General features: G+C 73.7%; 15 protein-coding genes. 11 read left to right on the plus strand and 4 right to left on the minus strand.

The genetic code is table 11. From position 1 onward, the window contains the following. Positions 1-530 precede the first annotated feature (530 nt). The 5 genes from J4709_RS36950 to J4709_RS36970 all read left to right on the plus strand — a co-directional run bounded on the left by J4709_RS36950 (position 531) and on the right by J4709_RS36970 (position 8,766). On the plus strand, positions 531-4,214 hold the full coding sequence (locus J4709_RS36950) for a nitrate reductase subunit alpha (protein ID WP_208248100.1): 3,684 nt from the start codon (positions 531-533) through the stop codon (positions 4,212-4,214). After that, the gene (narH, locus tag J4709_RS36955) at positions 4,214-5,869 is read left to right on the plus strand and encodes a nitrate reductase subunit beta (RefSeq protein WP_208248102.1); all 1,656 of its coding nucleotides are present in this window, start codon (positions 4,214-4,216) and stop codon (positions 5,867-5,869) included. The genes J4709_RS36950 and narH overlap by 1 nt, the downstream gene beginning before the upstream one ends. Next, complete coding sequence (narJ, locus tag J4709_RS36960) at positions 5,866-6,501, plus strand: nitrate reductase molybdenum cofactor assembly chaperone (protein ID WP_208248104.1); 636 nt, start codon at positions 5,866-5,868, stop codon at positions 6,499-6,501. The genes narH and narJ overlap by 4 nt, the downstream gene beginning before the upstream one ends. After that, positions 6,498-7,241, plus strand: coding sequence for a respiratory nitrate reductase subunit gamma (gene narI / locus J4709_RS36965; RefSeq protein WP_307801870.1), 744 nt, complete (start codon positions 6,498-6,500; stop codon positions 7,239-7,241). Before narJ ends, narI begins: the two co-directional genes overlap by 4 nt. A gap of 115 nt (positions 7,242-7,356) precedes the next feature. Next, positions 7,357-8,766, plus strand: a complete 1,410-nt coding sequence (locus J4709_RS36970; RefSeq protein ID WP_208248106.1) for a DHA2 family efflux MFS transporter permease subunit — start codon at positions 7,357-7,359, stop codon at positions 8,764-8,766. Between the two features lie 16 nt (positions 8,767-8,782). On the opposite strand, the gene J4709_RS36975 is transcribed toward J4709_RS36970, so the two are convergent. Continuing rightward, positions 8,783-9,667: a tellurite resistance/C4-dicarboxylate transporter family protein gene (locus tag J4709_RS36975; protein WP_208248108.1), complete on the minus strand. Its 885-nt coding sequence runs from the start codon at positions 9,665-9,667 to the stop codon at positions 8,783-8,785. Between the two features lie 143 nt (positions 9,668-9,810). Beyond that, entirely contained in the window at positions 9,811-11,058 is a 1,248-nt protein-coding gene (locus J4709_RS36980; RefSeq protein WP_232384627.1) for an acyltransferase family protein, read from the minus strand. 331 nt (positions 11,059-11,389) lie between these two features. On the opposite strand from J4709_RS36980, the gene J4709_RS36985 reads away from it, so the two are divergent. The 4 genes from J4709_RS36985 (at position 11,390) to J4709_RS37000 (ending at position 16,037) form a co-directional block, all read left to right on the plus strand. Next, on the plus strand, positions 11,390-12,082 hold the full coding sequence (locus tag J4709_RS36985; RefSeq protein WP_208248109.1) for a MurR/RpiR family transcriptional regulator: 693 nt from the start codon (positions 11,390-11,392) through the stop codon (positions 12,080-12,082). A gap of 13 nt (positions 12,083-12,095) precedes the next feature. Further along, positions 12,096-13,691 (plus strand): N-acyl-D-amino-acid deacylase family protein, encoded by a 1,596-nt coding sequence (locus J4709_RS36990; protein ID WP_208248111.1) that lies wholly within the window; start codon positions 12,096-12,098, stop codon positions 13,689-13,691. Between the two features lie 50 nt (positions 13,692-13,741). Continuing rightward, positions 13,742-15,148, plus strand: a complete 1,407-nt coding sequence (locus tag J4709_RS36995) for an SLC13 family permease (RefSeq protein ID WP_208248113.1) — start codon at positions 13,742-13,744, stop codon at positions 15,146-15,148. 73 nt (positions 15,149-15,221) lie between these two features. Next, the gene (locus J4709_RS37000; protein ID WP_208248116.1) at positions 15,222-16,037 is read left to right on the plus strand and encodes a serine hydrolase; all 816 of its coding nucleotides are present in this window, start codon (positions 15,222-15,224) and stop codon (positions 16,035-16,037) included. Between the two features lie 59 nt (positions 16,038-16,096). Here the strand turns inward: J4709_RS37000 and menC are convergent, their stop codons facing one another. Together menC and J4709_RS37010 are read right to left on the minus strand one after the other, a co-directional pair. Further along, positions 16,097-17,215, minus strand: a complete 1,119-nt coding sequence (gene menC, locus J4709_RS37005; protein ID WP_208248118.1) for an o-succinylbenzoate synthase — start codon at positions 17,213-17,215, stop codon at positions 16,097-16,099. Beyond that, positions 17,215-17,982, minus strand: a complete 768-nt coding sequence (locus J4709_RS37010; protein ID WP_208248120.1) for a GNAT family N-acetyltransferase — start codon at positions 17,980-17,982, stop codon at positions 17,215-17,217. Before J4709_RS37010 ends, menC begins: the two co-directional genes overlap by 1 nt. Before the next feature lie 177 nt (positions 17,983-18,159). Here J4709_RS37010 and J4709_RS37015 point away from each other — a divergent pair, with 177 nt between their 5' ends. Both J4709_RS37015 and J4709_RS37020 read left to right on the plus strand, forming a co-directional pair. Then, positions 18,160-19,317, plus strand: a complete 1,158-nt coding sequence (locus tag J4709_RS37015; protein ID WP_208248122.1) for a M20/M25/M40 family metallo-hydrolase — start codon at positions 18,160-18,162, stop codon at positions 19,315-19,317. A 60-nt stretch (positions 19,318-19,377) separates the two neighbouring features. Further along, a complete protein-coding gene (locus tag J4709_RS37020; protein WP_208248124.1) occupies positions 19,378-22,179 on the plus strand; it encodes a hypothetical protein in 2,802 nt (933 codons plus the stop codon). Positions 22,180-22,182 lie beyond the last annotated feature (3 nt).

Genomic DNA, 22,182 nt, shown 5'->3' on the forward strand with positions numbered 1-22,182 from the left:
GCCTCAGGGGCCGCAGAGGCTCCAAAGTCAAGGGTGGACGAAGTCCATCGCGCAGCGACGCCGAAGGCGCCCTTGACTTTGGAGGGGCGGCCCCGTACGCCAGCGCCACCCCACCACCCGAACACCCTTTCTTCGATTACCCGGTTCCACCAGTTGACCGGCGCCCATGGGCACATCGCTAGGGCATCTCGGTTCGGCGGGCTGAGCCCAATCCATCGCAACGCACGGTGCGCACTGCGTTTGTGCGCTGCGTTGGTGCGTTGCTTTGAGATGCACCGTTGGCGCGCACCCCCACAGCGCGCCGCCACACAGCGCGCACCGTGGCCGGGGTGGTTGGTTGAGGGTTCTCGGGCCGGGGTAGCTACCCGGCCGTATGCGCGCGTCCGCGGCGGGGTCGGCGTGCGTCTGCGGCATCGGGTCTCGGCGGACGAGGGGGACGCATGGCATCGGCAACCGGACCGCTCGGATCGGGTGGCGGGGACGATCCGCAGAGTCCGGAGACCCAGGCTCCTCATGCTCGGGACGAGTTGATGGCGCCGCTGCTGCCCGGCGGTGAACCGATCGAGAAGGTGCTGCGGCAGGCGCAGTTCTTCGTCCCGGGGAAACCGTCCGATGACTATCGGCGGCTGCATCGGCACGGCGGCCGGAACGCCGAGGAGTTCTATCGGGAGCGGTGGCGGCATGACCGGGAGGTCCGCTCGACCCATGGTGTGAACTGCACGGGCTCGTGTTCGTGGAAGGTGTACGTCAAGGACGGCATCATCACCTGGGAGACGCAGCAGACCGATTATCCGTCGGTCGGCCCGGACTCTCCGGAGTACGAGCCGCGGGGCTGCCCGCGGGGGGCGTCGTTCTCCTGGTACACGTATTCGCCGTCGCGGGTCCGGTATCCGTATGTGCGGGGGCCGCTGCTGGAGATGTGGCGGGAGACGAGGCGGCGGCTCGGTGATCCGGTGGCGGCGTGGGCGGAGATCACGGGTGATCCGGCGCGGTCGGCGCTGTACAAGGGGGCGCGCGGCAAGGGCGGGTTCGTGCGGTCGACGTGGGCGGAGGTCACGGAGCTGATCGCGGCCGCGCACGTCCACACGGTGAAGGAGTACGGCCCGGACCGGGTGGTGGGGTTCTCGCCGATTCCGGCGATGTCGATGGTGTCGTATGCGGCGGGCACCCGTTTCCTGTCGATGATCGGCGGGACGATCCTGTCCTTCTACGACTGGTACGCGGATCTGCCGGTCGCGTCGCCTCAGGTGTTCGGCGACCAGACGGACGTTCCGGAGTCGGGTGACTGGTGGAACTCGTCGTACCTGATCGTGTGGGGCACGAATCTGCCGATCACGCGGACGCCGGACGCGCATTTCATGACGGAGGCCCGGTACCGGGGGCAGAAGGTCGTCGTGGTGTCGCCCGACTTCTCCGATCACACGAAGTTCGCCGATGACTGGCTGGCCGCGGCGCCGGGCACCGATGGGGCGCTCGGGATGGCGATGGGCCATGTGGTGCTGTCCGAGTTCTTCCGCGATCGGCAGGTGCCGTATTTCACCGAGTACACCAAGACCTATACGGATCTGCCTTTCCTGGTGACGCTGGAGGAGCGCGGCGACGCGGTCGTCCCGGGAAGGTTCCTCACGGCGGCCGAGCTGGGCGACGAGGGGGAGGGCGCAGCGCACAAGCCCGTCCTGCTGGACGCCCAGACGGGTGAGCCGGTGGCGCCGAACGGGTCGCTGGGGTTCCGGTTCACCCCATCCGGCGTGGGCCGCTGGAACCTCGATCTGGGCGAGACGGATCCGCTGCTCACGCTGTACGGCCGCCACGAGGAGACACGGCCGATCGATCTGCCGCGCTTCGACGTCGGCGAGACCGAGGGCGGTGCGGTGGTCCGGCGCGGGGTGCCGGTGCGCCGGGTCGGCGGACGGCTGGTGACGACGGTCCTCGACCTGCTGATGGCGCAGTACGCGGTGGGCCGCGACGGCCTGCCGGGGGAGTGGCCGGACGGCTACGGCGACGCGTCCCAGCCGGGCACCCCCGCCTGGCAGGAGGAGATCACCACGGTCCCGGCCGACGCCGCCGTCCGGGTGGCGCGCGAGTTCGCCCGCAACGCGGAGGTGTCGCGCGGCCGGTCGATGATCGCCATGGGCGGCGGGACGAACCACTGGTACCACTCCGACGAGATCTACCGGACGTTCCTGACGCTGGTGATGCTGTGCGGCTGCCAGGGCGTGAACGGCGGCGGCTGGGCGCACTACGTCGGGCAGGAGAAGGTGCGTCCGCTGACGGGCTGGCAGCAGACGGCGTTCGCGCTGGACTGGCAGCGCCCGACTCGCCACATGACCGGCACGTCGTTCTTCTACCTGCACACCGACCAGTGGCGGTACGAGACGTTCGGCCCGCAGGAGATGGCGACGCCGCTCGGCCGCGGCCTGTTCCGCGACAAAACGTTCGCCGACTGCCTGGCGCAGGCGTCCCGCCTCGGCTGGACGCCGAGCCATCCCGGCTTCGACCGCAACCCGCTGGATCTCGCCGACGAGGCCGCCGCGGCGGGGCGTCCGGTCGCGGACCACATCGTGGACGAGCTGAAGTCCGGCCGGCTGCGGTTCGCGGGCGAGGATCCGGACGCGCCGTGGAACTGGCCGCGGGTGATGACGATCTGGCGGGCGAACGTCCTGGGCTCGTCCGGCAAGGGCATGGAGTACTTCATGCGGCACCTGCTGGGGACGGACGACGCGGTCCGCGCGGAGGAGTCGCCGCCGGAGCTGCGCCCGGCGGAGGTGGCGTGGCGGGAGGAGGCGCCGCGCGGCAAGCTCGACCTGCTGACCACGATCGACTTCCGGATGACGAGTTCGTGCACGTACGCGGACGTCGTGCTGCCGGCGGCGACGTGGTACGAGAAGCACGACCTGTCGAGCACGGACATGCATCCGTTCGTGCATTCGTTCAATCCGGCGATCGCGCCGCCGTGGGAGACCCGCACCGACTTCGACGCGTTCCGGCTGATCGCCGAGGACTTCTCCCGCCTGGCCGAGGACCATCTGGGCACCCGCACGGACGTGCTGCCGGTGCCGCTGATGCACGACTCCCCGGACGAGCTGGCGCAGCCGGGCGGCCGGGTGCTGGACTGGAAGGCGGGCCAGTGCGATCCGGTGCCCGGCGTGACTATGCCGAAGCTGGTGACGATCGAGCGCGACTTCACGGCGGTCGCGGCGAAGATGGCGGCGCTCGGCCCGCTGGTCGACACGCTCGGCACGTCCGTGAAGGGCATGACGTGGGTGCCGAAGGGCGCCGTCGAGTACCTGCGCAAGTCCAACGGCACCATCCGCGGCGGGATCGCGGACGGCCGCCCCGCGCTGACCCGCGACGTGCACGTCGCCGAGGCGATCCTCGCGCTGTCGGGCACGACGAACGGGCGCGTCGCCGTCCAGGCCTGGAAGGACCTGGAGAAACGCACCGGCATGGATCTGGTCGACCTGGCCGAGGAGCGTGCCGGGGAGCACATCTCGTTCGGTGACACCGTGACTCAGCCGCGCGCCGTCATCACCAGCCCGGAATGGAGTGGCAGCGAGTCGGGCGGGCGCAGGTACTCGCCGTTCACGGTGAACGTCGAGCGGAAGCGGCCGTGGCACACGCTGACCGGCCGGATGCACTTCTTCCTCGACCACGACTGGATCCAGGAGTACGGCGAGGCGCTGCCGGCCTACCGGCCGCCGCTGAGCTATGTCCGCCATTTCGCGCAGGAGCTGGGGATGCGCGAGGAGGGCCGTCCGGAGGTCACCGTCCGGTACCTGACTCCGCATTCGAAGTGGTCGATCCATTCGGAGTACGCGGACAACCTGCACATGCTGCGGCTGTTCCGCGGCGGCCCGACGATCTGGATGAGCCCGCAGGACGCGGCCCGGATCGACGTGCGGGACAACGACTGGATCGAGGCGTACAACCGCAACGGGGTGGTCGCCTGCCGCGCCGTCGTCACGCACCGGATGCCGCGCGGGACCGTCTTCATGTACCACGCGAAGGACCGTCATCTGATGACGCCGCGATCGGAGATCTCCGGCTGGCACGGCGGCTCCGACAACTCGCTGACCCGCCTGGTCATCAAGCCGACCCACATGATCGGCGGCTACGCGCAGCTCAGCTTCGCGTTCAACTACTACGGCCCGACCGGCAACCAGCGCGACGAGATCGCGGTGATCCGCAAGCGGTCCCAGGAGGTGCGGTTCTGATGAGGCCGATGGCGCAGGTCGCGATGGTGATGAACCTCGACAAGTGCATCGGCTGCCACACCTGCTCGGTGACGTGCAAGCAGACGTGGACGAACCGTCCGGGCACCGAGTACGTGTACTTCAACAACGTCGAGACGAAGCCGGGGATCGGCTACCCGAGGCGGTACGAGGACCAGGAGCGGTGGAAGGGCGGCTGGACGCTCGACCGCAAGGGGCGGCTCCAGCTGAAGGCGGGCGGGCGGCTGCTGAAGCTGCTGTCGATCTTCTACAACCCGAACCTGCCGTCGATCGACGACTACGGCGACCCGTGGACCTACGACTACCAGACGGTGGTGAACGCGCCGCTCGGCACGCAGAACCCGAGCGTGCACTCCATCTCCGCGCTGACCGGCCGCGACATGAAGCTGCGCTGGGGCAGCAACTGGGACGACGACCTGGCGGGCGCGCCCGAGACGGCGCCGTCCGACCCGAACCTCGCGGGGCTGGAGGATCGGGTCAAGATGGAGTTCGAGCAGGTGTTCATGTTCTACCTGCCGCGGATCTGCGAGCACTGCCTGAACCCGTCATGCGTCGCGTCGTGCCCGTCGGGCGCGATGTACAAGCGGTCCGAGGACGGGATCGTGCTGGTCGACGAGGACCGCTGCCGGGGCTGGCGGTTCTGCGTGTCGGGCTGCCCGTACAAGAAGGTGTACTTCAACCACCGGACCGGCAAGGCGGAGAAGTGCACGCTGTGCTTCCCGCGCATCGAGGAGGGGCAGCCGACGATCTGCTCGGAGACGTGCGTGGGCCGGCTCCGCTACCTCGGGCTGTTCCTGTACGACGCCGACAAGGTCACCGAGGCCGCCGCGACGCCCGATGAGCAGGACCTGTACGAGGCGCAGCTGTCGGTGTTCCTGGACCCGTCCGACCCGGAGGTGCAGGCGGAGGCCGCGAAGGCGGGGATCCCGGCGGACTGGGTGGAGGCGGCGCAGCGGTCGCCGGTGTACGCGCTGGCCGTCCGGCACCGGGTGGCGCTGCCGCTGCATCCGGAGTACCGGACGCTGCCGATGGTCTGGTACATCCCGCCGCTGTCGCCGGTCGCGGACGTCGCGCACGCCGCCGGGTACGAGCACGGCGACCCGGACAGGGTGTTCGCCACCATCGACGACCTGCGGATCCCCATCGAGTACCTGGCGAACCTGTTCACCGCGGGGAAGACGGAAACGGTCCGGGACGTGCTGCGGAAGCTGGCCGCGGTCCGGGCCGTGATGCGGGCGGGGCAGCTCGGCCTGGACCTGGACGAGGACCTGCCCGCGTCCGTCGGCGCGACCGCCGACGAGCTCGACGACCTGTACCGGCTGATCGCCATCGGCAAGTACGAGGACCGCTACGTCGTCCCGAAGGCGCATGCCGAGGACGCGGGCCGGCTGATGGCGCAGCACGAGCAGCTGTTCTGCAGCCTGGACGGCGAGGGCGGCCCCGGCATGGGCGGCAACGGCCCGCCGAGCGTGGAGAGCTTCCATCCCGGCAGGACCCCGAACACCGCCGCCGGCGGCGGCACGTTCCGGGCCGACGACGGCCGTACGCGCTTCAACCTGCTCGGCTGGAACGGGCGCGGCGACGCGCCGCACCTCTTCCCCGAGGTCCCCGAGGTCCCCGAGGCGGACGGCTCATGACCCGCGACAGCGGCGTGGACCCGTACAAGCTCGCCTCGGTGCTGCTCCAGTACCCGACCCGGGCGTTGTTCGACGGGCTCGACCACCTCGACGCCGCCGCCGCGGCCGCCTCGCCGCGCGCGGCCAGGGACGGTTTCGCCCGCTTCCTCGGCTGGCTGCGCGCCACCCCGCCGACCGAGGTCGCGCAGCACTACGTCGAGACGTTCGACCTGCGCCGCCGCTGCGCGCTGTACCTGACGTACTACCGGTACGGCGACACCCGCAAGCGCGGCATGGCGATGCTGACCTTCAAGGCCGCCTACCGCGCCGCCGGGTTCGACCCGTCGGAGGACGAGCTGCCCGACTACCTGCCGCTCGTCCTGGACTTCGCGGCGCTCAGCCCGCGCGGCGAGAAGCTGCTGCGCGGGCACCGCGCCGACCTGGAGCTGCTGCGCCGCGCGCTCGCCGAGGCGGGCACCCCCTACGCGGACGTGGTGGCGGCGGTGTGCGCCCGGCTACCGAGGCTGGGCCGCCGGGACACGGCGCTCGTCGGGCGGTTCTGGGAGAAGGGACCACCCGAGGAGGAGGTGGGGCTCGAACCGTTCGCCCCGCCCGAGTACCTCGACGGCAGCGGAACGGGGGCACGGCGGTGAGCAGCTTCGAACTGTGGTGGTGGGTGATCCTGCCCTACGCGGCGATGGTCGTCTTCGTCGTCGGGCACATCTGGCGCTGGCGCTACGACCAGTTCGGCTGGACGAGCCGGTCGACGCAGCTGCAGGAGCGGCGGCTGCTGAAATGGGGCGCGCCGCTGTTCCACTACTCGGCGTTCGCCGCGATCGCCGGGCACGTCATCGGCATCCTCATCCCGCGGTCGTTCACCGAGTGGCTCGGCATCCCGGAGCGGGCGTACACCCTGTTCTCCGGCATCGCGGGCTCGGTCGCGGCGATCGGGGTGCTGATCGGCGCCGGCATCCTGATCTTCCGCCGGATGGGCGTGCCGCGCGTCCGCGCCACCACCAGCGGCGTCGACTACCTCGCGCTGATCCTGCTCGGCGTCATCAGCCTGCTCGGCATCTACCTGACGCTCGGCGTGCAGGAGTTCGGGAGCGGCTACGACTACCGGACGACCGTGTCGGTGTGGTTCCGCAGCCTGTTCGCCGGCACCCCCGACTACAAGGCGATCGGCGACGCGCCGGTGATGTACCAGGTGCACGCCACCGCCGCCTGGATGATCTTCGCGGTGTGGCCGTTCAGCCGGCTCGTGCACGCCTGGAGCTACCCGCTGTGGTACCTGTGGCGGCCCTACGTCGTCTACCGGGACCGGCGCGCCGGCCCCCCGCCCGAGCCGGGCACCGGCGGCCGGCGCTGGCGGAAGATCGGCGTCCCGTACTGACCCGCCCCCGGCCCGGGCGGACCACCTCCGAGACGGGGTCCTAGGACGATCGGACGTGGCCGTCTGGGTCCGGCGGCCGACGCGCGGCGGCACGCCCCGCGGCCAGCATGGGTCCATGACCACGATCAAGGAAAGCGACGCCGTCCAGGCGGGGGAGCGCCGGGCCGGGGGCACCCCGGCGTGGGCCGCGATGCTGGCCGCGTCCGTCGGCCAGTTCCTCGTCGTCCTGGACATCTCCGTCGTCAACGTCGCCCTGCCCGGCATGCGCGCCGGGCTCGGGCTCGGCGCGACCAGCCTGCAGTGGGTCGTCAACGCCTACTCGCTGGCGTTCGCCGGGTTCCTGCTGCTCGGCGGGCGCGCCGCGGACCTGTTCGGCCGCAAGCGGGTGTTCATCACCGGGCTCGGCCTGTTCACCGCGGCCAGCCTCGCGGGCGGGCTCGCGCAGGACGCCGGGATGCTCATCGGCGCGCGGGCCGTGCAGGGGCTCGGCGCCGCGATCCTCGCGCCCGTCACGCTGTCGCTGATCACCGGGACGTTCCCGGAGGGGCCCGCGCGGACCCGGGCGATCGCGATGTGGACGGCGGTCGGCACCGCCGGCGGCGCCACCGGCGGGCTCGTCGGCGGGCTGCTCACCGACTACCTCAGCTGGCGCTGGGTGCTATTGATCAACGTGCCGATCGGCGCTGCCGTCGCGGTGGTCGCGGGCCGGTGGCTGCGGGACGAGGCGGCGGCCGCCGCCCGGCAGCGCCTCGACCTGCCCGGCGCGGTCCTGGTCACCGGCGGTGTCGGCCTGCTCGCCTTCGGCATCGGGCAGAGCGAGCACCACGGCTGGACGTCGGCGGACTCGCTCGTCCCGCTGCTCGCCGGGCTCGTCCTGCTGGCGCTGTTCGTCGCCGTCGAGGCTCGGACGGCGCAGCCCCTCGTCCAGCTGCGGCTGTTCCGGCTGCGCAGCGTCGCGGTCGGCAACCTCGCCACCCTCGTCAGCACGATGGCGGGGTTCGCGCTCTGGTACTTCCTGTCGCTCTACATGCAGAACGTCCTGCACTACAGCGCCGTCCGGACCGGGGTGTCGTTCCTGCCGCACACCGCGGGCATCATCCTCGGCTCGAAGCTCGCGCCCACGCTGATGGCGCGGATGGACGCCCGGATCCTGGCCGCCGGGGGCGGGCTGATGGCCGCGGCGGGGTTCGCGTGGCAGAGCGCCGTGCTGGACGCGGGCGGGACGTTCGCCGGGTCGATCCTCGGCCCCGGCATCGTGATGGCGACCGGGTTCGGACTGCTGATGACGCCGCTGGTGGAGGCGTCGACGGCCGGCGCGGACCGGTCGGAGGCGGGCGCCGTCGCGGGCGTCGTCAACACCTCGCGGACGATCGGCGGCGCGATCGGCCTCACGATCCTCGCGACCGCGGCGGCCCGGTCCGGCTCCGACCTCGCGGACGGCTACTCGACCGCGTTCCTGATCGCCGCGATCATCACCGCGGCGGGTACCGCGCTGGTCGCGTTCCTGCCCCGGACGCGCCGCTGACCCCCGTCCCGGCGCCTCAGCCCGGGGCGCGCGGGGCGGCGGCATGCCGGACGGCCCCGACCGCGACGACCGCCCAGGCGGCGACCGCCGGCCACAGCAGCACGTGGCCGAGCACGTCGAGCCAGTGCAGGCCGGACACCGTCCCGGCCGTCATCGCGGCCGCCGCCGTCATGCCGAGGGGGAACACCGTCGACCAGCGGCGCCCGTCGTAGCCCGTGCGGGGCGTCCTGATCTCCGCCCAGGCCAGCAGGACGTACCAGGCGAGCGCGACGGCGAGGACCAGCAGCATCAGCGCCTCCAGCGGCCGCGGCACCGGCGGCCCGGCCGCCGCGGCGAGCTTCCCGCAGGCCAGCGCCGAGATCGACAGCGCGCCCGCCAGCACCCAGTGGTCGCCCGCCCCGTCCCGCACCTGCCCGAAGTCGAACCGGCCGAGCACGAACAGGTAGAGGACGAGGCCGAGCGCGAGCAGCACGGCCGCCGGCCACACCAGCCAGCGCGCCGGCAGCTGCTTCGCCAGCGTCGACGCCAGCACCACCAGCGACTGCGTCGCCACCGTCACCAGGTACGCCGCGCCCGGCAGCCGCCGCTGCAGATGCCGGACGACCTGCGGCAACAGCAGCAGCCAGGCCACCGCCATCAGCGCGAGCAGCCCCTCGGCCGCCGCCTCGTGGCGGAACAGCAGCAGGCCGACGCCGAGCACCCCGCTGCCCGCGATGCTGGTCAGCGTGACGGGCTTGCACTCCTCCGCGCGCCGCTTGTCCCGCCCGCCGCGCAGCCGCAGCGCGAACGCCACCGCCATCACCGCCCACAGCGCGGCCGTGACCGTCAGGAGTACGCGCGTCGCCCAGGTGAACCCGGCGAGGTCCAGCGCCACCGCGACGATGCCCGTCGCCATGACCATCGCGCCCCATGGCTGGGGACCCCGCGCACTTTCTCGACCGCCCACCGGTCACTTGTACCCCCGGCCATAGCGGACGCGCGACCCGCCCCCGGGCGAAGCGGGCGCCTCGCCGCCGGCGCGGGCCGTCGAGGGTCCGGAGCCGTCTAGGACACCAGGACGGGGCGTTCGGCGGCCTTGGACGGGGCGCGGCGCGCGAGTCGGCGGCCGAGCCGCTGCGCGGGCGCCTCGATCCAGCGCTGCGACGCCCAGCCGGCGGCCAGCAGCACCACCAGGAAGACCAGCATGCCGAGCACGTCCTCGCGGCCGGACTGACCGAGGAACTGCGCCGCCACCATCAGCAGCAGCGGGTGCAGCAGGTAGATCGAGAAGCTCGCGGTGCCGAGGCCCGTCGCCCAGCGCGGGAAGCCGCGGTGCCGCAGCAGCCAGCCCGCCCCGAACGTCGCCACCGCCGCCAGCACCGTCCCCGCCCAGACGAGCTGGGCGTGCCAGTCGCCGTGCAGGTTCCAGACGCCCGCGGCGAGCGCGCCGGCCGGCACCAGCACGGCGGCGGCGCCGCCGGACCAGCGCGGGATCTGCCCGTGCTCGGCGCGGTGGACGGCGGTCCCCGCGAACATCAGCGCCATCATCGCCAGGCCCTGCCACACGCCGACCCGGCCGTTCAGCGCCACCAGGACGGCTGCGAGCAGCCCGCCGAGCAGCCCGCCCGCGACCCGCGCCGCAGCGCGCCCGGACACCGCCGCCGCGATCGCCGCGACGAGCGCGGCGGAGCAGACCGCGACGACGGCGCCGACGCCGGCCGTCCGGGACAGCAGCCCCGACAGCAGCCAGGTCGGCAGCAGCCCGCCCGCCGCCAGCGCCGCGGCGGTCAGCCCGACGGAGACCGGCGCCGACCGGCGGTGCGCGCGGATCACGAACAGCGCCACGACCAGCAGGTAGAAGGCCATCTCGTACGACAGCGTCCACAGCACGTTCATCGCGTTCGGGACCGCGAGCAGGTCCTGCATCATCGTCAGGTGCGCGAGGATCGCGGTCGCCGGGTGGTAGTGCTCCAGGCCGGCGCGCAGGCCCCGCACGCCGAGCAGGAACGGCAGCACCGCGAGGAGGCACGTCACCGCGAGCAGTGGGTAGATGCGGAAGAAACGGCCGATCCAGAACCCGCGGACGCTCTCCCGCCGTTCCAGCGATGCCGGCACGATGTAGCCGCTGACCAGGAAGAACACGAGGACGCCGTAGGTTCCCGGGTCGAACCAGCCCTGCAGCGCGATCCGCACGTGCGGCAGGTACACGTAGCTCGCGTGGTGCAGGGCCACCGCCAGTGCCGCCCACCCGCGCAGCACGTCCAGCCATCCGAGACGCGCCGTGGTGGTGGAAACACCTAATGGCGGGATCATCCCGACAGGCTAGACCGATCCAGGAGAAACGCCGCTAAGTTCGTCAACTTCTCCAGAAAAGTTCAAGGTTCACGGCGACACCTCCTTCGCGCGCTCGGTGGCAGATTCAAGAGCAATAGCAGAAGTTCTAGCGATGCTAGCACACGTGTCGCCCCGATCGCCCGGGATGGGTCGGATACGTTCCATATCGGCGGCGGCCGACGCGGGCTTTGGTCTCCCGGCCCGACCGGCATAGATTTGGATTGAGCAGCATCATTGACGTGTGCAGCGCCATACTGCTAGAAACGGGGCGCGGCAACATAGGTTACGTATCCACGGACGGGAGAGGCCTGTGAGCGAGGAGTCCCCCCGGCCTCCGGCAGCGGACCGCCAGGCCGAGGCGGCCGCCGAGAACCGCCGGCTGACCAGCCCGGACGCCCGCTACGGCGCGCGGCTGCGGCGGCAGTCCTCGGCCTCGGTGCTGCTGAACGCGGTGGTCGAGGCCGACCGCGCCAACCTCGAGCGCACCATGACCGCGCTGCAGGCCGACGGGACGCTGGAGCAGGCCGCCGGACGGATCGTCGCGGCCCGGCGCCGGTTCATCCTCGGCAGCGCCAAGAGCCGCGCGCACGCGACCCTCCTGCACCTGGAGCTGTCGGCGAGCCTCGCCGGCGTCAGCCTGATCGACGAGGGCGCCGTCCGGGCCATCGACGTGCTCAGCGACGTGCGGCCCACCGACGTGCTCATCGCGTTCTCGTTCCGCCGCTACGCCCGGCCCACCATCGTCGTGGCGCGCGAGTTCGCCGCGGCGGGCGGGCACGTCGTGGCGATCACCGACGACGCGGGCAGCCCCCTCGCCGGCGCGGCGCACACCACCGTGGTGGTCGGCACCGGCAGCGCGTCGTTCGCCGACTCCCCGACCGCGATCTCCGCCGTCGTGCACGCGCTGGCCACGCTCACCGCGGCCAGCGCGAAGGGCGCGCGGCGGCGGCTGGCCAGGCGCGAGGGCCTCGCCCACGCGCTGGCGATCTACTCCGACGAATGAGGGGCGCGCAGCGATGAGGCACACGACGGACCAGGCGGACGACGTCGTCATCACCGGCGGCGAGGTGCTGGACGGCACCGGCTCGCCCGCGCGGCGCGCCGACGTGGTGGTGCGCGAGGGCCGGATCCAGGACGTCGTCCCGCCCGGCAAGACGCACGAGGGCCCTGAACTGGACGCCACCGGACTGGTCGTCGCGCCCGGCTTCATCGACCTGCACTCGCACGCGGACTTCACCGTTCAGGAGCACCCGTCGGCCGACACGGCCGTCCACCAGGGCGTGACGACGCTGCTCGGCGGCAACTGCGGGTTCTCGCCGTTCCCGGTCGCGGCGGCGGAGGAGCTGCGCGGCGCCGCCGGGTTCCTGGCGTCCGGCGTCGACTTCCAGTGGACGGACCTGGACGGCTACGCCCGCGCCGTCGACGCGGACCGGCCCGCGATCAACATGGCGACGCAGGTCGGGCACCAGGCGCTGCGCACCCTGGTGATGGGCCCGGACGAGCGGCCCGCCACCCCCGATGAGCTGGCGGCGATGCGGTCGCTGCTGGCGGCCGCCGCCGAGCAGGGCGCGTTCGGGTTCTCCACCGGGCTGATCTACGCGCCCGGGTCGTACGCGTCGTCCGCGGAGGTCGCCGCGCTCGCCGCCGAGGCCGCCCGGCACGGGCTGCTCTACTCCACGCACATGCGCAACGAGAGCAACGAGCTGCTCGCGTCGGTCGGCGAGGCGCTGGACGCGGCGCGCCGGTCCGGGGTGCGGCTGGAGATCTCGCACCTGAAGGCGATGGGCCCGGCCAACCACGGCGCGGTGCACGAGGCGCTCGCGAAGATCGAGGCGGCCCGCGCCGAGGGCGTGGACGTGACCGCCGACGTGTACCCCTACACCGCCTCGTCCACGACGCTGACGTCCCGGTTGCCGGGCTGGGCGATGGACGGCGGCGCCGCGCGGCTGCTCGAACGGCTGATGGAACGCTCCACCCGGTCCCGCATCGCGACCGGGCTGCGCGCCCGCTTCGGCCACGACATCGACCCCGCCGGCGTCGTCGTCGCCGAACTGCCCGACGGCCCCTACTCCCGGTTCACCGGACGCAGCCTCGCCGAGATCGGCGCCGAGATCGGCACCGACCCGGCGGAGGCGGCGCTCGAACTGCTCGCCGCGCACAACGCGACCGTCTCGATCGTCAACCACGCGATGTCGGCCGCCGACGTGTCCGCCGTCCTCGCGCACCCGCTGGTCAGCGTCGCCAGCGACGGCTGGACGCTCGCGGCGTCCGGCGACGGCCGCCCCCACCCGCGCAGCTTCGGCACGTTCGCGCGCGTCCTCGGCCGCTACGTCCGGCAGGACCGGCTGCTGTCGCTGCCCGAGGCCGTCCGGAAGATGACCTCCCTCCCGGCCGCCCGCCTCGGGCTCGCCGACCGCGGCGAGATCCGGCCCGGCCGCGTCGCCGACCTCGCCGTGTTCGACCCCGGCGCGGTGGTCGACAACTCCGACTTCGCAGACCCGTGGCGGCTCGCCACGGGTGTGCGGCACGTGCTCGTGCGCGGCGTCCCCGTGCTGCGCGACGGCACGGCCACCGGCGCGCGTCCCGGACGCGTGCTGCGCCGTGCCGGCTGAGCACGTCGTTTACCGGATCCCCCCGGGATCCCCGTTGAACAGGAGCGCGATTGAGCAGCGCCATCTCGCTCGGCGGACGGCTGGACCGCAGGCAGCTCACCTCGGTGGCCTGCTTCGCGGTCTGCGTCGTCGCGGGCATCGTGCTGGCCGTCGCAGGCGGCAAGGCCGGCCTCTGGGGCCTCGTCCCCATCATCATGTACGCGGTGCTGGCACTGCTCGGCGTGGACGTCGTGCTGGCCACCATCGGCGCGGTCATCGTCGCCGCGATCATGACCAGGACCGCCCCCGTCCCCCTGGGTGAACAGCTCGCCACGTCCATGGGCTCGCTGGTCGCGGTGATCGGCTTGATCATCCTGCTCGGCGCGGGCCTCGGCCACGTCGCGCAGGAGACCGGCGCCGCGCAGACCCTCGTCCGGACGGTGATGGGCCGCATCGGGCTCAGCACGCCGACCCGCGTCCAGCTCGGCGTGATGGTGTCGTCGCTGGTCATCGTGGGCGCGCTCGGCACCCTCGCGGGCGGCAACGCGATCATCGCGCCGATCGTCATCCCGATCGCGGCGCGGATGGGCTGGCGGCCGCCGGCGGTCGCGGCGATGTTCCACGCGGCGGGCGCGGCCGGGCTGATGCTCGGCCCGTTCACCCCGCCGGTCGTGACGATCACCGCCGCGGCGAAGCTGTCGTACGGCGACTACCTGCTGCACGCCGGCCTGCCGGTCGGCGCGATCACCATCGTGACCGGGTTCTTCATGGCCCGCTGGATCCAGAAGCACACCGACCAGGAGTACGCGCCGGAGGACGCCGCGCAGGACGACGACGCGGACGCCCCGCCGGACAAGCGCGGGCAGTGGGCGGCGCTCGCCTTCATCGGCGTGCTCGTCGCGCTCGCCGTGTACGGCGTGTGGGTCAAGGCGGGCTACTCCTACGCGCTGGTCGTCATGGTGGTCACCGCCGCCGCGACCGGCCTGGCCGGCGGGCTCGGCGCGAAGGGGACGGCGGAGGCCGTCTACGCGGGCGCGGCCCGGCTGATCTGGCTGTTCATGCTGTTCTGGCTGCTGGACCCGCTGCTGACCCTGGTGCAGAAGACCGGCGCGTTCGACACGATCTTCGACCACCTCAAGGGCGTCATGCCCGACGTCGGCCCGTACGTGTTCCTGCTGCTGGTGGTCCTGCTCGGGTACGTGCACGCGGTGCCCGGCGCGGCAGTCGCCCAGGTCGTCCTGATCAACAAGCTGTTCGGGCCGCTGGTGACGTCTTTGGGCGTGCCGCCGGCGGCGTGGGCGGTGTCGCTGCTCGGCACCGCGCAGATCGACCAGCTCGGCCCGTACCCGACCGCGGACATGATGGGGCAGATGGGCCTCGCCCGCTCCAGCGATCTGCGGATGATGCTGTTCAACGGCTGGGCCATCATGGTCGCGAACACCGCGGGATTCCTCGTTCTGTTCGCGATTCTGCTCTAATTCCGACGAAGTCGGCCCGGGGGGGTGCGGGGGGTCGTCCCCCCTCGGGAAAAACTGCTCCCGGAGGTCTGACATGCGCGACGACGAACTCGACGGACTGGTACGGCGGGCCGGCCGCCTCGGCGGGACGCTCGGCGTCGTCGCGCACGACCTCGGCACCGGCGAGCGCGCGGAGGTGAACGCGGACCGCCGCTTCACCTCCGCGTCGGTGATCAAGCTGGCGGTCATGGCGACCGTGCTGGCGGAGGCCGAGGCCGGCGGCCGGTCGCTCGACGACCGGCTGCCGGCCCCGCCGGACGCCCGCGTCCCCGGCAGCGGCATCATCAAGGACCTCGCGGACGCGGCGGAGTTCAGCGTCCGCGACCTGCTCATCCTGATGATCATCGTCAGCGACAACACCGCGACGAACCTGCTGATCGGCCTGGTCGGCAGGGACGCGGTGAACGCCTGGTGCGCCCGCCACGGCCTGCACGGCACCGAGCTCGGCCGCGTGATGATGGACGCGGCGGCCCGCGCGCGCGGCGACGAGAACGTCACGACCCCGGCCGACGTCGCGGCGCTGCTGACCGGCCTGGTCAGGGGCGAGCTGCTCGGCGAGGCGTCGACCGCGTTCGCGCTCGACGTGCTGGCCCGCCAGCACTACAACGAGCGCCTGCCGCGCCATCTGCCCGCCGGCGCGACGATGGCGCACAAGACGGGCGAGCTGGCGGCCGTCTGCCACGACGCCGGGATCGTCCTGCTGCAGGACCGCGACCCGATCGTCCTCGTCGCCATGACGGAGGGCATCGAGAGCGAGGCCGAGGCCGCCACCCTCATCGCCGACACCGGCCGCGCCGTCTACGCCGCGACCGGCCTTACACCCCCCACCCCACCCGTCCCCGCCCCGTAACCGTTGAGTTGCGGCGTGTCGTCCTTATGGCGCTGCTTTTAAGGACGACACGCCGCAAGTCAACGTGAGGTGTGGAAGGTGTCGGTGGCCTGGCTCCGGATGAGGGACTCGTCTACCTCGTGGCCGAGGCCGGGCGCGGACGGGACCGGGACCATGCCGTCCGTCGCGCGGATGGGCGGGGCCACGATGTCGTGCGCGTAGTACTTGTCGGAGCCCGACACGTCGCTCGGCAGGTCGAAGCCCGGCAGCGACGCGATCGCGACGTTCGCGGCGCGGCCCACGCCGAACTCGTGCATGCCGCCGCACCACACCTTCCAGCCGGCCGCGACGGCGCGGTCGTGCGCCTCCCGCGCCGCCGTGAGGCCGCCCATCCGGGACACCTTGACGTTCAGGATGCTCCCGGCGCCGAGGGCGATCGCCGTGTCGAGCTGGTCGAGGTCGTCCACGGACTCGTCCAGGCAGACGGGCGTGCCGATCGTGGCGGCGAGGCGGGCGTGCGCGGCGAGGGCGCCGGGCGCGAACGGCTGCTCGATGAGCAGCAGGCCGAGCTCGTCCAGCTCGCGCATGGTGGCGAGCGCCTCGAGCGACTCGGGGTAGACGCCGTTGGCGTCGACCTGGACGGCGAGGTCGGGGTGCGCCTCCCGGACGGCGCGGGTCGGCGCGACGTCCCAGCCGGGCGCGATCTTCAGCTTGATGCGCCGGTAGCCGTCCGCGACGTGCCGCCCGACCTGCGCGAGCAGGTCGTCGACGGTCGGCTCGATGCCGAGGCTGACGCCGGCGGCGATGCGGTCGCGGGTGCCGCCGAGCGCGGCGGCGAGCGGGCTGCCGGACGCGCGCGTCCACAGGTCCCAGCAGGCGATGTCGAGGCCGGCCTTGGCGAAGTGGTGGCCGCGGATCCTCGCCCAGGCGCGCCCGGCCTCGGACGGGTGCTCCCACTCGGTGCCGACGAGCGCGGGCGCGAGGTAGCGGCGCAGCATCATCCAGCAGGTGTCGACGGTCTCGGGGCAGTAGTACGGGTCGCTCGGCGAGGCGATCTCGCCCCAGCCGGACGCGCCGTCGGCGCCCGTCACCCGGACGACGATGTGCTCCAGGTGCGACTTGCGGTGCGAGCTGGTCTGGAAGGTGTGGACGAGCGGCAGGCTCAGCCGGAACGCCTCGACGGCGGCGACGGCGGGCATCAGTGCTTCTCCTGCGGGTCGGGGACGAACCGGTAGACGGCGGTGCCGGGGGAGGCGACCGCGCACGAGACGGCCGCGTAGCCGTCGGCGACGAGGCGGCCCAGGGCGTCCGCGACCCGTTCGCGGAGCGCGATGGACTCCTCGCGGCCGGCGGCGACGTGGGCGTCCCAGTCGCTGGGCAGGCCGAACAGGACGGCGTCGCCGTCGCGGGCGGTCTCACCCCAGGGGACGGGCGGCGGCGCGGGTGCCCGGTCGCGCGCGGTGGGGAGGGCGGCGGTCAGGTCCCATTCGACGATGAGCCGGTCGGTGCGCATGCCGCGGTCCCGGCCGACGTCCTCGATGCCGAGCAGGTTCGGCTCGAACCAGCGGGCGACGGCGCCGAGGACGTCGAGGTTGAAGTGCGCGTTGCGGGTGCGGACGGGGTCGAACGACCAGCGCATCGCGGTGACGCCGGTGGTGAGCACCTGCTCGCGCTGGCCGAGCTTGAGGGCGCGGCCGACGCCGCGGCCCTGCTGGTCGTCGCGGACGGCGGCCATCTGGGAGTAGTGGTAGACGCGGCCGGCGGGGTCGACGCCGCCGAAGCCGTAGGCGAACCCGACGAGGTCGCCGCCGTCGAACGCGCCGACGACGGAGCCGCCGTTGTGCGCGAGGGAGATGAGCAGCCGGGGGCTGACCGCGGGGTCGGTGTCGCCGAGCCGGAAGACCTCGCGGTAGAGGGCGACCGCGGCGCGCATCTCCGCGGGCCCGGACAGGGGCCGCACGTGCACGGCCGGGGATCTCACAGGCATCGCATCGCTAACTGTCAGCACATGTCCTGACCTAGATATGTTGTAGATCTATGTCCTCGTTGTAGCATCACGCCTTGTCAGCGTCAAATATCGTCGTGATCGTGACGGTTATACGATTCGTATGTTCGTCGATGATCTTCCGGGACCTGGAGGGACATGACCGCGCTCGACCCCGATGCCGCGACCCGCATCAGCGAGGCCGCCGCCGCCCTGCTGGATCCTGCCCGCGCCCGCCTGCGCGAGTACGCGCTCGCCGAGTCGCCGAGCGGCGACGCGGCGGCCCTGGCCCGCTGCGCCGACCTGGTCGAGGCCGGGCAGGCCGCCGCCGGCGGCCGGGTGCGGCGGGTGCCGTCCCCGAGCGGTGACCACCTGGTCGCCTCGTGGGGCCCGGACGGCCCCGGGCACCTGCTCGTCGTCGGCCACTACGACACCGTCTGGCCGGTCGGCCGCCTCGCCGACATGCCCTACACCGACGACGGCACCACGATCACCGGCCCCGGCGTGTTCGACATGAAGGGCGGCCTCGTCGCCCTGGAGACCGCGTTCCAAGCCCTCGACGCCGCCGGGATCGCCGTCCCCGCGCCCGTCCGCGCGGTCGTCGTCGCCGACGAGGAGGTCGGCAGCCCCACCGGCCGCGACCTCGTCGAGGCCGAGATGGACGGCGCCGCCGCCGTCATCGGGCTGGAGTCGCCCCACCCCGACGGCGCGCTGAAGTCCGCGCGCCGCGGCAGCACCCGCGTCGCGCTGCGGGTCCGCGGCCGCGAGGCGCACGCCGCCCTCGACCCGGGCCGCGGCGTGTCCGCGATCGACGAGCTGCTCGACCAGCTCGCCGCCGTCCGCGCCGCCGTCCCGGACGACGGCACCACCCTGTTCAACATCGGCCGGATCGAGGGCGGCAGCCGCGCCAACGTGATCGCCGGGGACGCTTGGGCGGAGATCGGCCTCCGCTTTACCGACGCCGGATCCGAGCGCCGGATGCTGGACGTGCTCGCCGGCGCCCGCCCCGCCCGGGACGGCGCGCGGGTCGAGGCGGAGGTGCTGACGTCCCGGCCGACCTGGCAGGACGACCCCGCCAACCCGCTGCTGGCGCACCTGGCGGGGCTCGGCGCCGCGCTCGGGCGGGACGTGCGGGGCCGTCCGGCGGCGGGCGCGGGCGATGCGAACCTGCCCGGCTCGCGCGGCCTGCCGACGCTCGACGGCCTCGGCCCGCGCGGGCGCGGCGCGCACGCCGCCGACGAGCACGTCCAGGCCGCCGACCTGTCCCGCTGCGCCGCGCTGCTCGCCGCGCTGTTCGCCGTCCCGTACCGGCCCTGACCCCGGAAACGGGCGAAACCGGGTCGACGCGGCCAGGCCGGGGCGAGCAGAATCACCGGCGTGAAAGTTCGGCTCGCGGGCGGCGTGGTGGCCTCGGACCTGGCCGCGTGGATCGCGCGTCCGGCCGGTCCGGAGCGGGTCGCCGGCGCCTCGTCCGCGCAGCCCGGCGCGGCCGTCGCGCTGGGCCCCGCGGACGCCGCCGGCGAGGACGTCCGGCGCGCGCTCGCGCGGCTGTCCGCGCTGGTCGAGGCGGGCGGGGCGACCGCCGCCGGTGCGGGCGTCGACCTCGGCGGCGGGTTCCGGTCCGCCCGGCTGGACGGCGCGCGCGGCGACCAGCGCGACGCGGTGCTCGCCGCGCTGCGGGCGCTCGGCCTGGAGAACGCGGGACGGCTGGGGGACCGCGCCGGGTTCCTCGTCGCGCTGTTCGGCCCGGCGGTCACCCGGCGGGTGGGCGCGGCGGCGGCGAAGGCGGCCGGGGACGGCCGGTGGGCCGCGCTGCACCTGGCGTCCGCCGCGAGCGACGTCCTCGGCCCCGAGCAGCTGGAACGCGTCCTCGACCTGGACGGTCCCGACGCCCTCGTCCCGGCGGCGCCGTCCCTGCTCGCCGGGTACCTGCGCCAGGTGTTCGAGGGGGTGCCGCGCCCGCGCCGCCTCGACCTGCTCCTCGACCTGTGGGGGCGGGTCCTCGGCGAGCGCGACCGGCGCGGCCGCCGCGCCCGCCGGCTGGCCACGCAGGGCCGCCGCGACCGCCTGTCCGACCTGCGCGAACTCCGCGCCCGCTACGAGGACGAGCTGGTCGTCCGGCATCTGAAGGCCGCGCTGTGCCTGGACGAGCCGACCCTCGCCGACGCGGCGCGGTGGACCCCGCCCGACCATTACTGGCACGGCCAGCTCGCCCGGTTGCTGGACGACGCGATCGCCGCGACCGCGCTGCTGCGGACCGCCGTCGCGGTCGCCGACCACGGCTACGAGGAGGGCCTGGCGCGCTTCGCGCCGCTCATCGAGGCCGTCGTCGCCCGGTGCCCCGCGTGGAGCGACGGCCGCCGCCGCGACGGCGGGCTGCCCGCCCGGCCAAGCGTCCACGTGGGCGAGATCCACGGCAGGCTGTCCGCCGGGAGGCCGGTCGACGCGCGGCTCATCGGCTTCGTCAAGCCGCGGCTGACGCGCGCGCGGGAGTTCGCCCTCCTGGTCATCGAGACCGCCGAGACGGTGATGGAACGGATGGTCGGGCAGCGCGACGACGTGCTGCGCGCCTGGGGCGGGACCGAGTCCCACCTGCGTGAATGGCGCTCGGTGGCCGGGTACGGCGCGGGCCGGACGCCCGCCGGGTGGGACGGCATCGCGCCGTGGACCGGCCCGCTCCTCGGCGACCGCGAACCGCTGCGCGACCGCGAGGAGCTGAACGGCGACCTGCTCTGGTACGTCGACCTGATCGACGCGCTCGCCCGGCTGCACGGCCACGACGCGGCGCGTTCGGTGGACGGCACCGGCGCGCCCTGGTTCGACCACGACCCGCCGCCCGCCGACCCGGAGCCGCTCACGCCGCGGCTCGACTCGGTGACGCTCGCCGTGTGCGGCGCGGCGCAGATCGTCGCGCTCGGCGGCGCCCCGCCGAAGGGCGCCCGCACCTGGGCCGCGTTCGCCGAAGGGCTGACCGCGGGGACGGCGATCAGCGAGGCGCTGACCGGCGAGTTCGCGGTGCCGCCGGCCGTGGCCGCCGCCGACGGGTCGGCCGTGCCCGGCGCGGGGGTCCGGGTGCGGGTCGCCCGCAGCGCGCGCGACCTGGCCGAATGGTCGGACTACATGGGCAACTGCATCGCCGGATACTGGTACATCGAGGACGCCCGCAAGGGCGAGATCGCGCTGCTCGGCTTCTACCGCGAGAACGGCGTGCTCGTCGCGAACGCGGAGATCAGCCCGCTCCGCCCGCAGGCGCGCGGCTGGCGGGTCTCGGAGATCGCGGCGCGGTTCAACGCGGCGCCCGGCGAGGAGCTGGAGCGCCGGGTCCGCGCGTGGGTGGGCACGATCCCCGGCGCCCGGCCGGCCGAGGCGCCGGCGCCGGAGGAGGTCCCGCCCGCCCGCGCGGCGCGGCGGCCCGCCGCACCGCGCCTGGTCGAGGAGGTCGGACCGGCGCTCGGCGACCTCGCCCGCGCGGCGTGGGACGTCTCCGGCGCCCCGGCCCTGGACGTGTTCGCCGCGGTCGCCGCGACCCCGCCGGATGCGGCGCCGATCCGGCTGCGGCGCCTCGGATCCGCGCAGCTCACCGCCGCCGTCCGCCGCGCGCTCGACACCGGGGCGGTGCCGCTCGCCCGGTTGTGGGACGCGACGGCGGCGCGGCCGCTCGCCGCCGCGCTCGACGGCCTGGACCCGGCGCTGCGCGAGCGCTACGACCAGCTGCCGCTGCTGCTCGGCGAACCGCCGCTGCCGAAGACGCTGCGCCGGCTCGTCCGGCTGCCCGCGATCGCCGACCCGTACGCGCTCGACCTTGCCGGACGCCGCGTCCGCGCGGCGATCGGGCGGCTGGCGCTGCAGGACGACCCGGCCGTCTCCCGCGCCGTCGCGCACCGGCCGGCCGGGCCGCTGCTGTGCGCGCTGGCCGTCCTGGTGACCTGCGCCGCGCCGGAGATCCCGCTCGCGACCGTCGTCCCGCCGCGCAAGATCCACGTTCCCGGCTACCCGGCGTCCACCCTGAAGGACGAGGACGGCCCGTGGCAGCGCGCGCTGCCCGGCGCCGCCGAGCTCGGCGCGGACACCGGCGCCTTCTGGGACGCGACGGCCGCGCACGGGCTGCGCGTCCCCGCGTCCTGGCTGGGCGCGGGCGGCTGGACGGCCCTGTGGTCCCGCGCCCACGCCCGCCACTGACGG

Source organism: Actinomadura violacea, assembly GCF_017573465.1.
Lineage (GTDB): Bacteria > Actinomycetota > Actinomycetes > Streptosporangiales > Streptosporangiaceae > Spirillospora > Spirillospora violacea.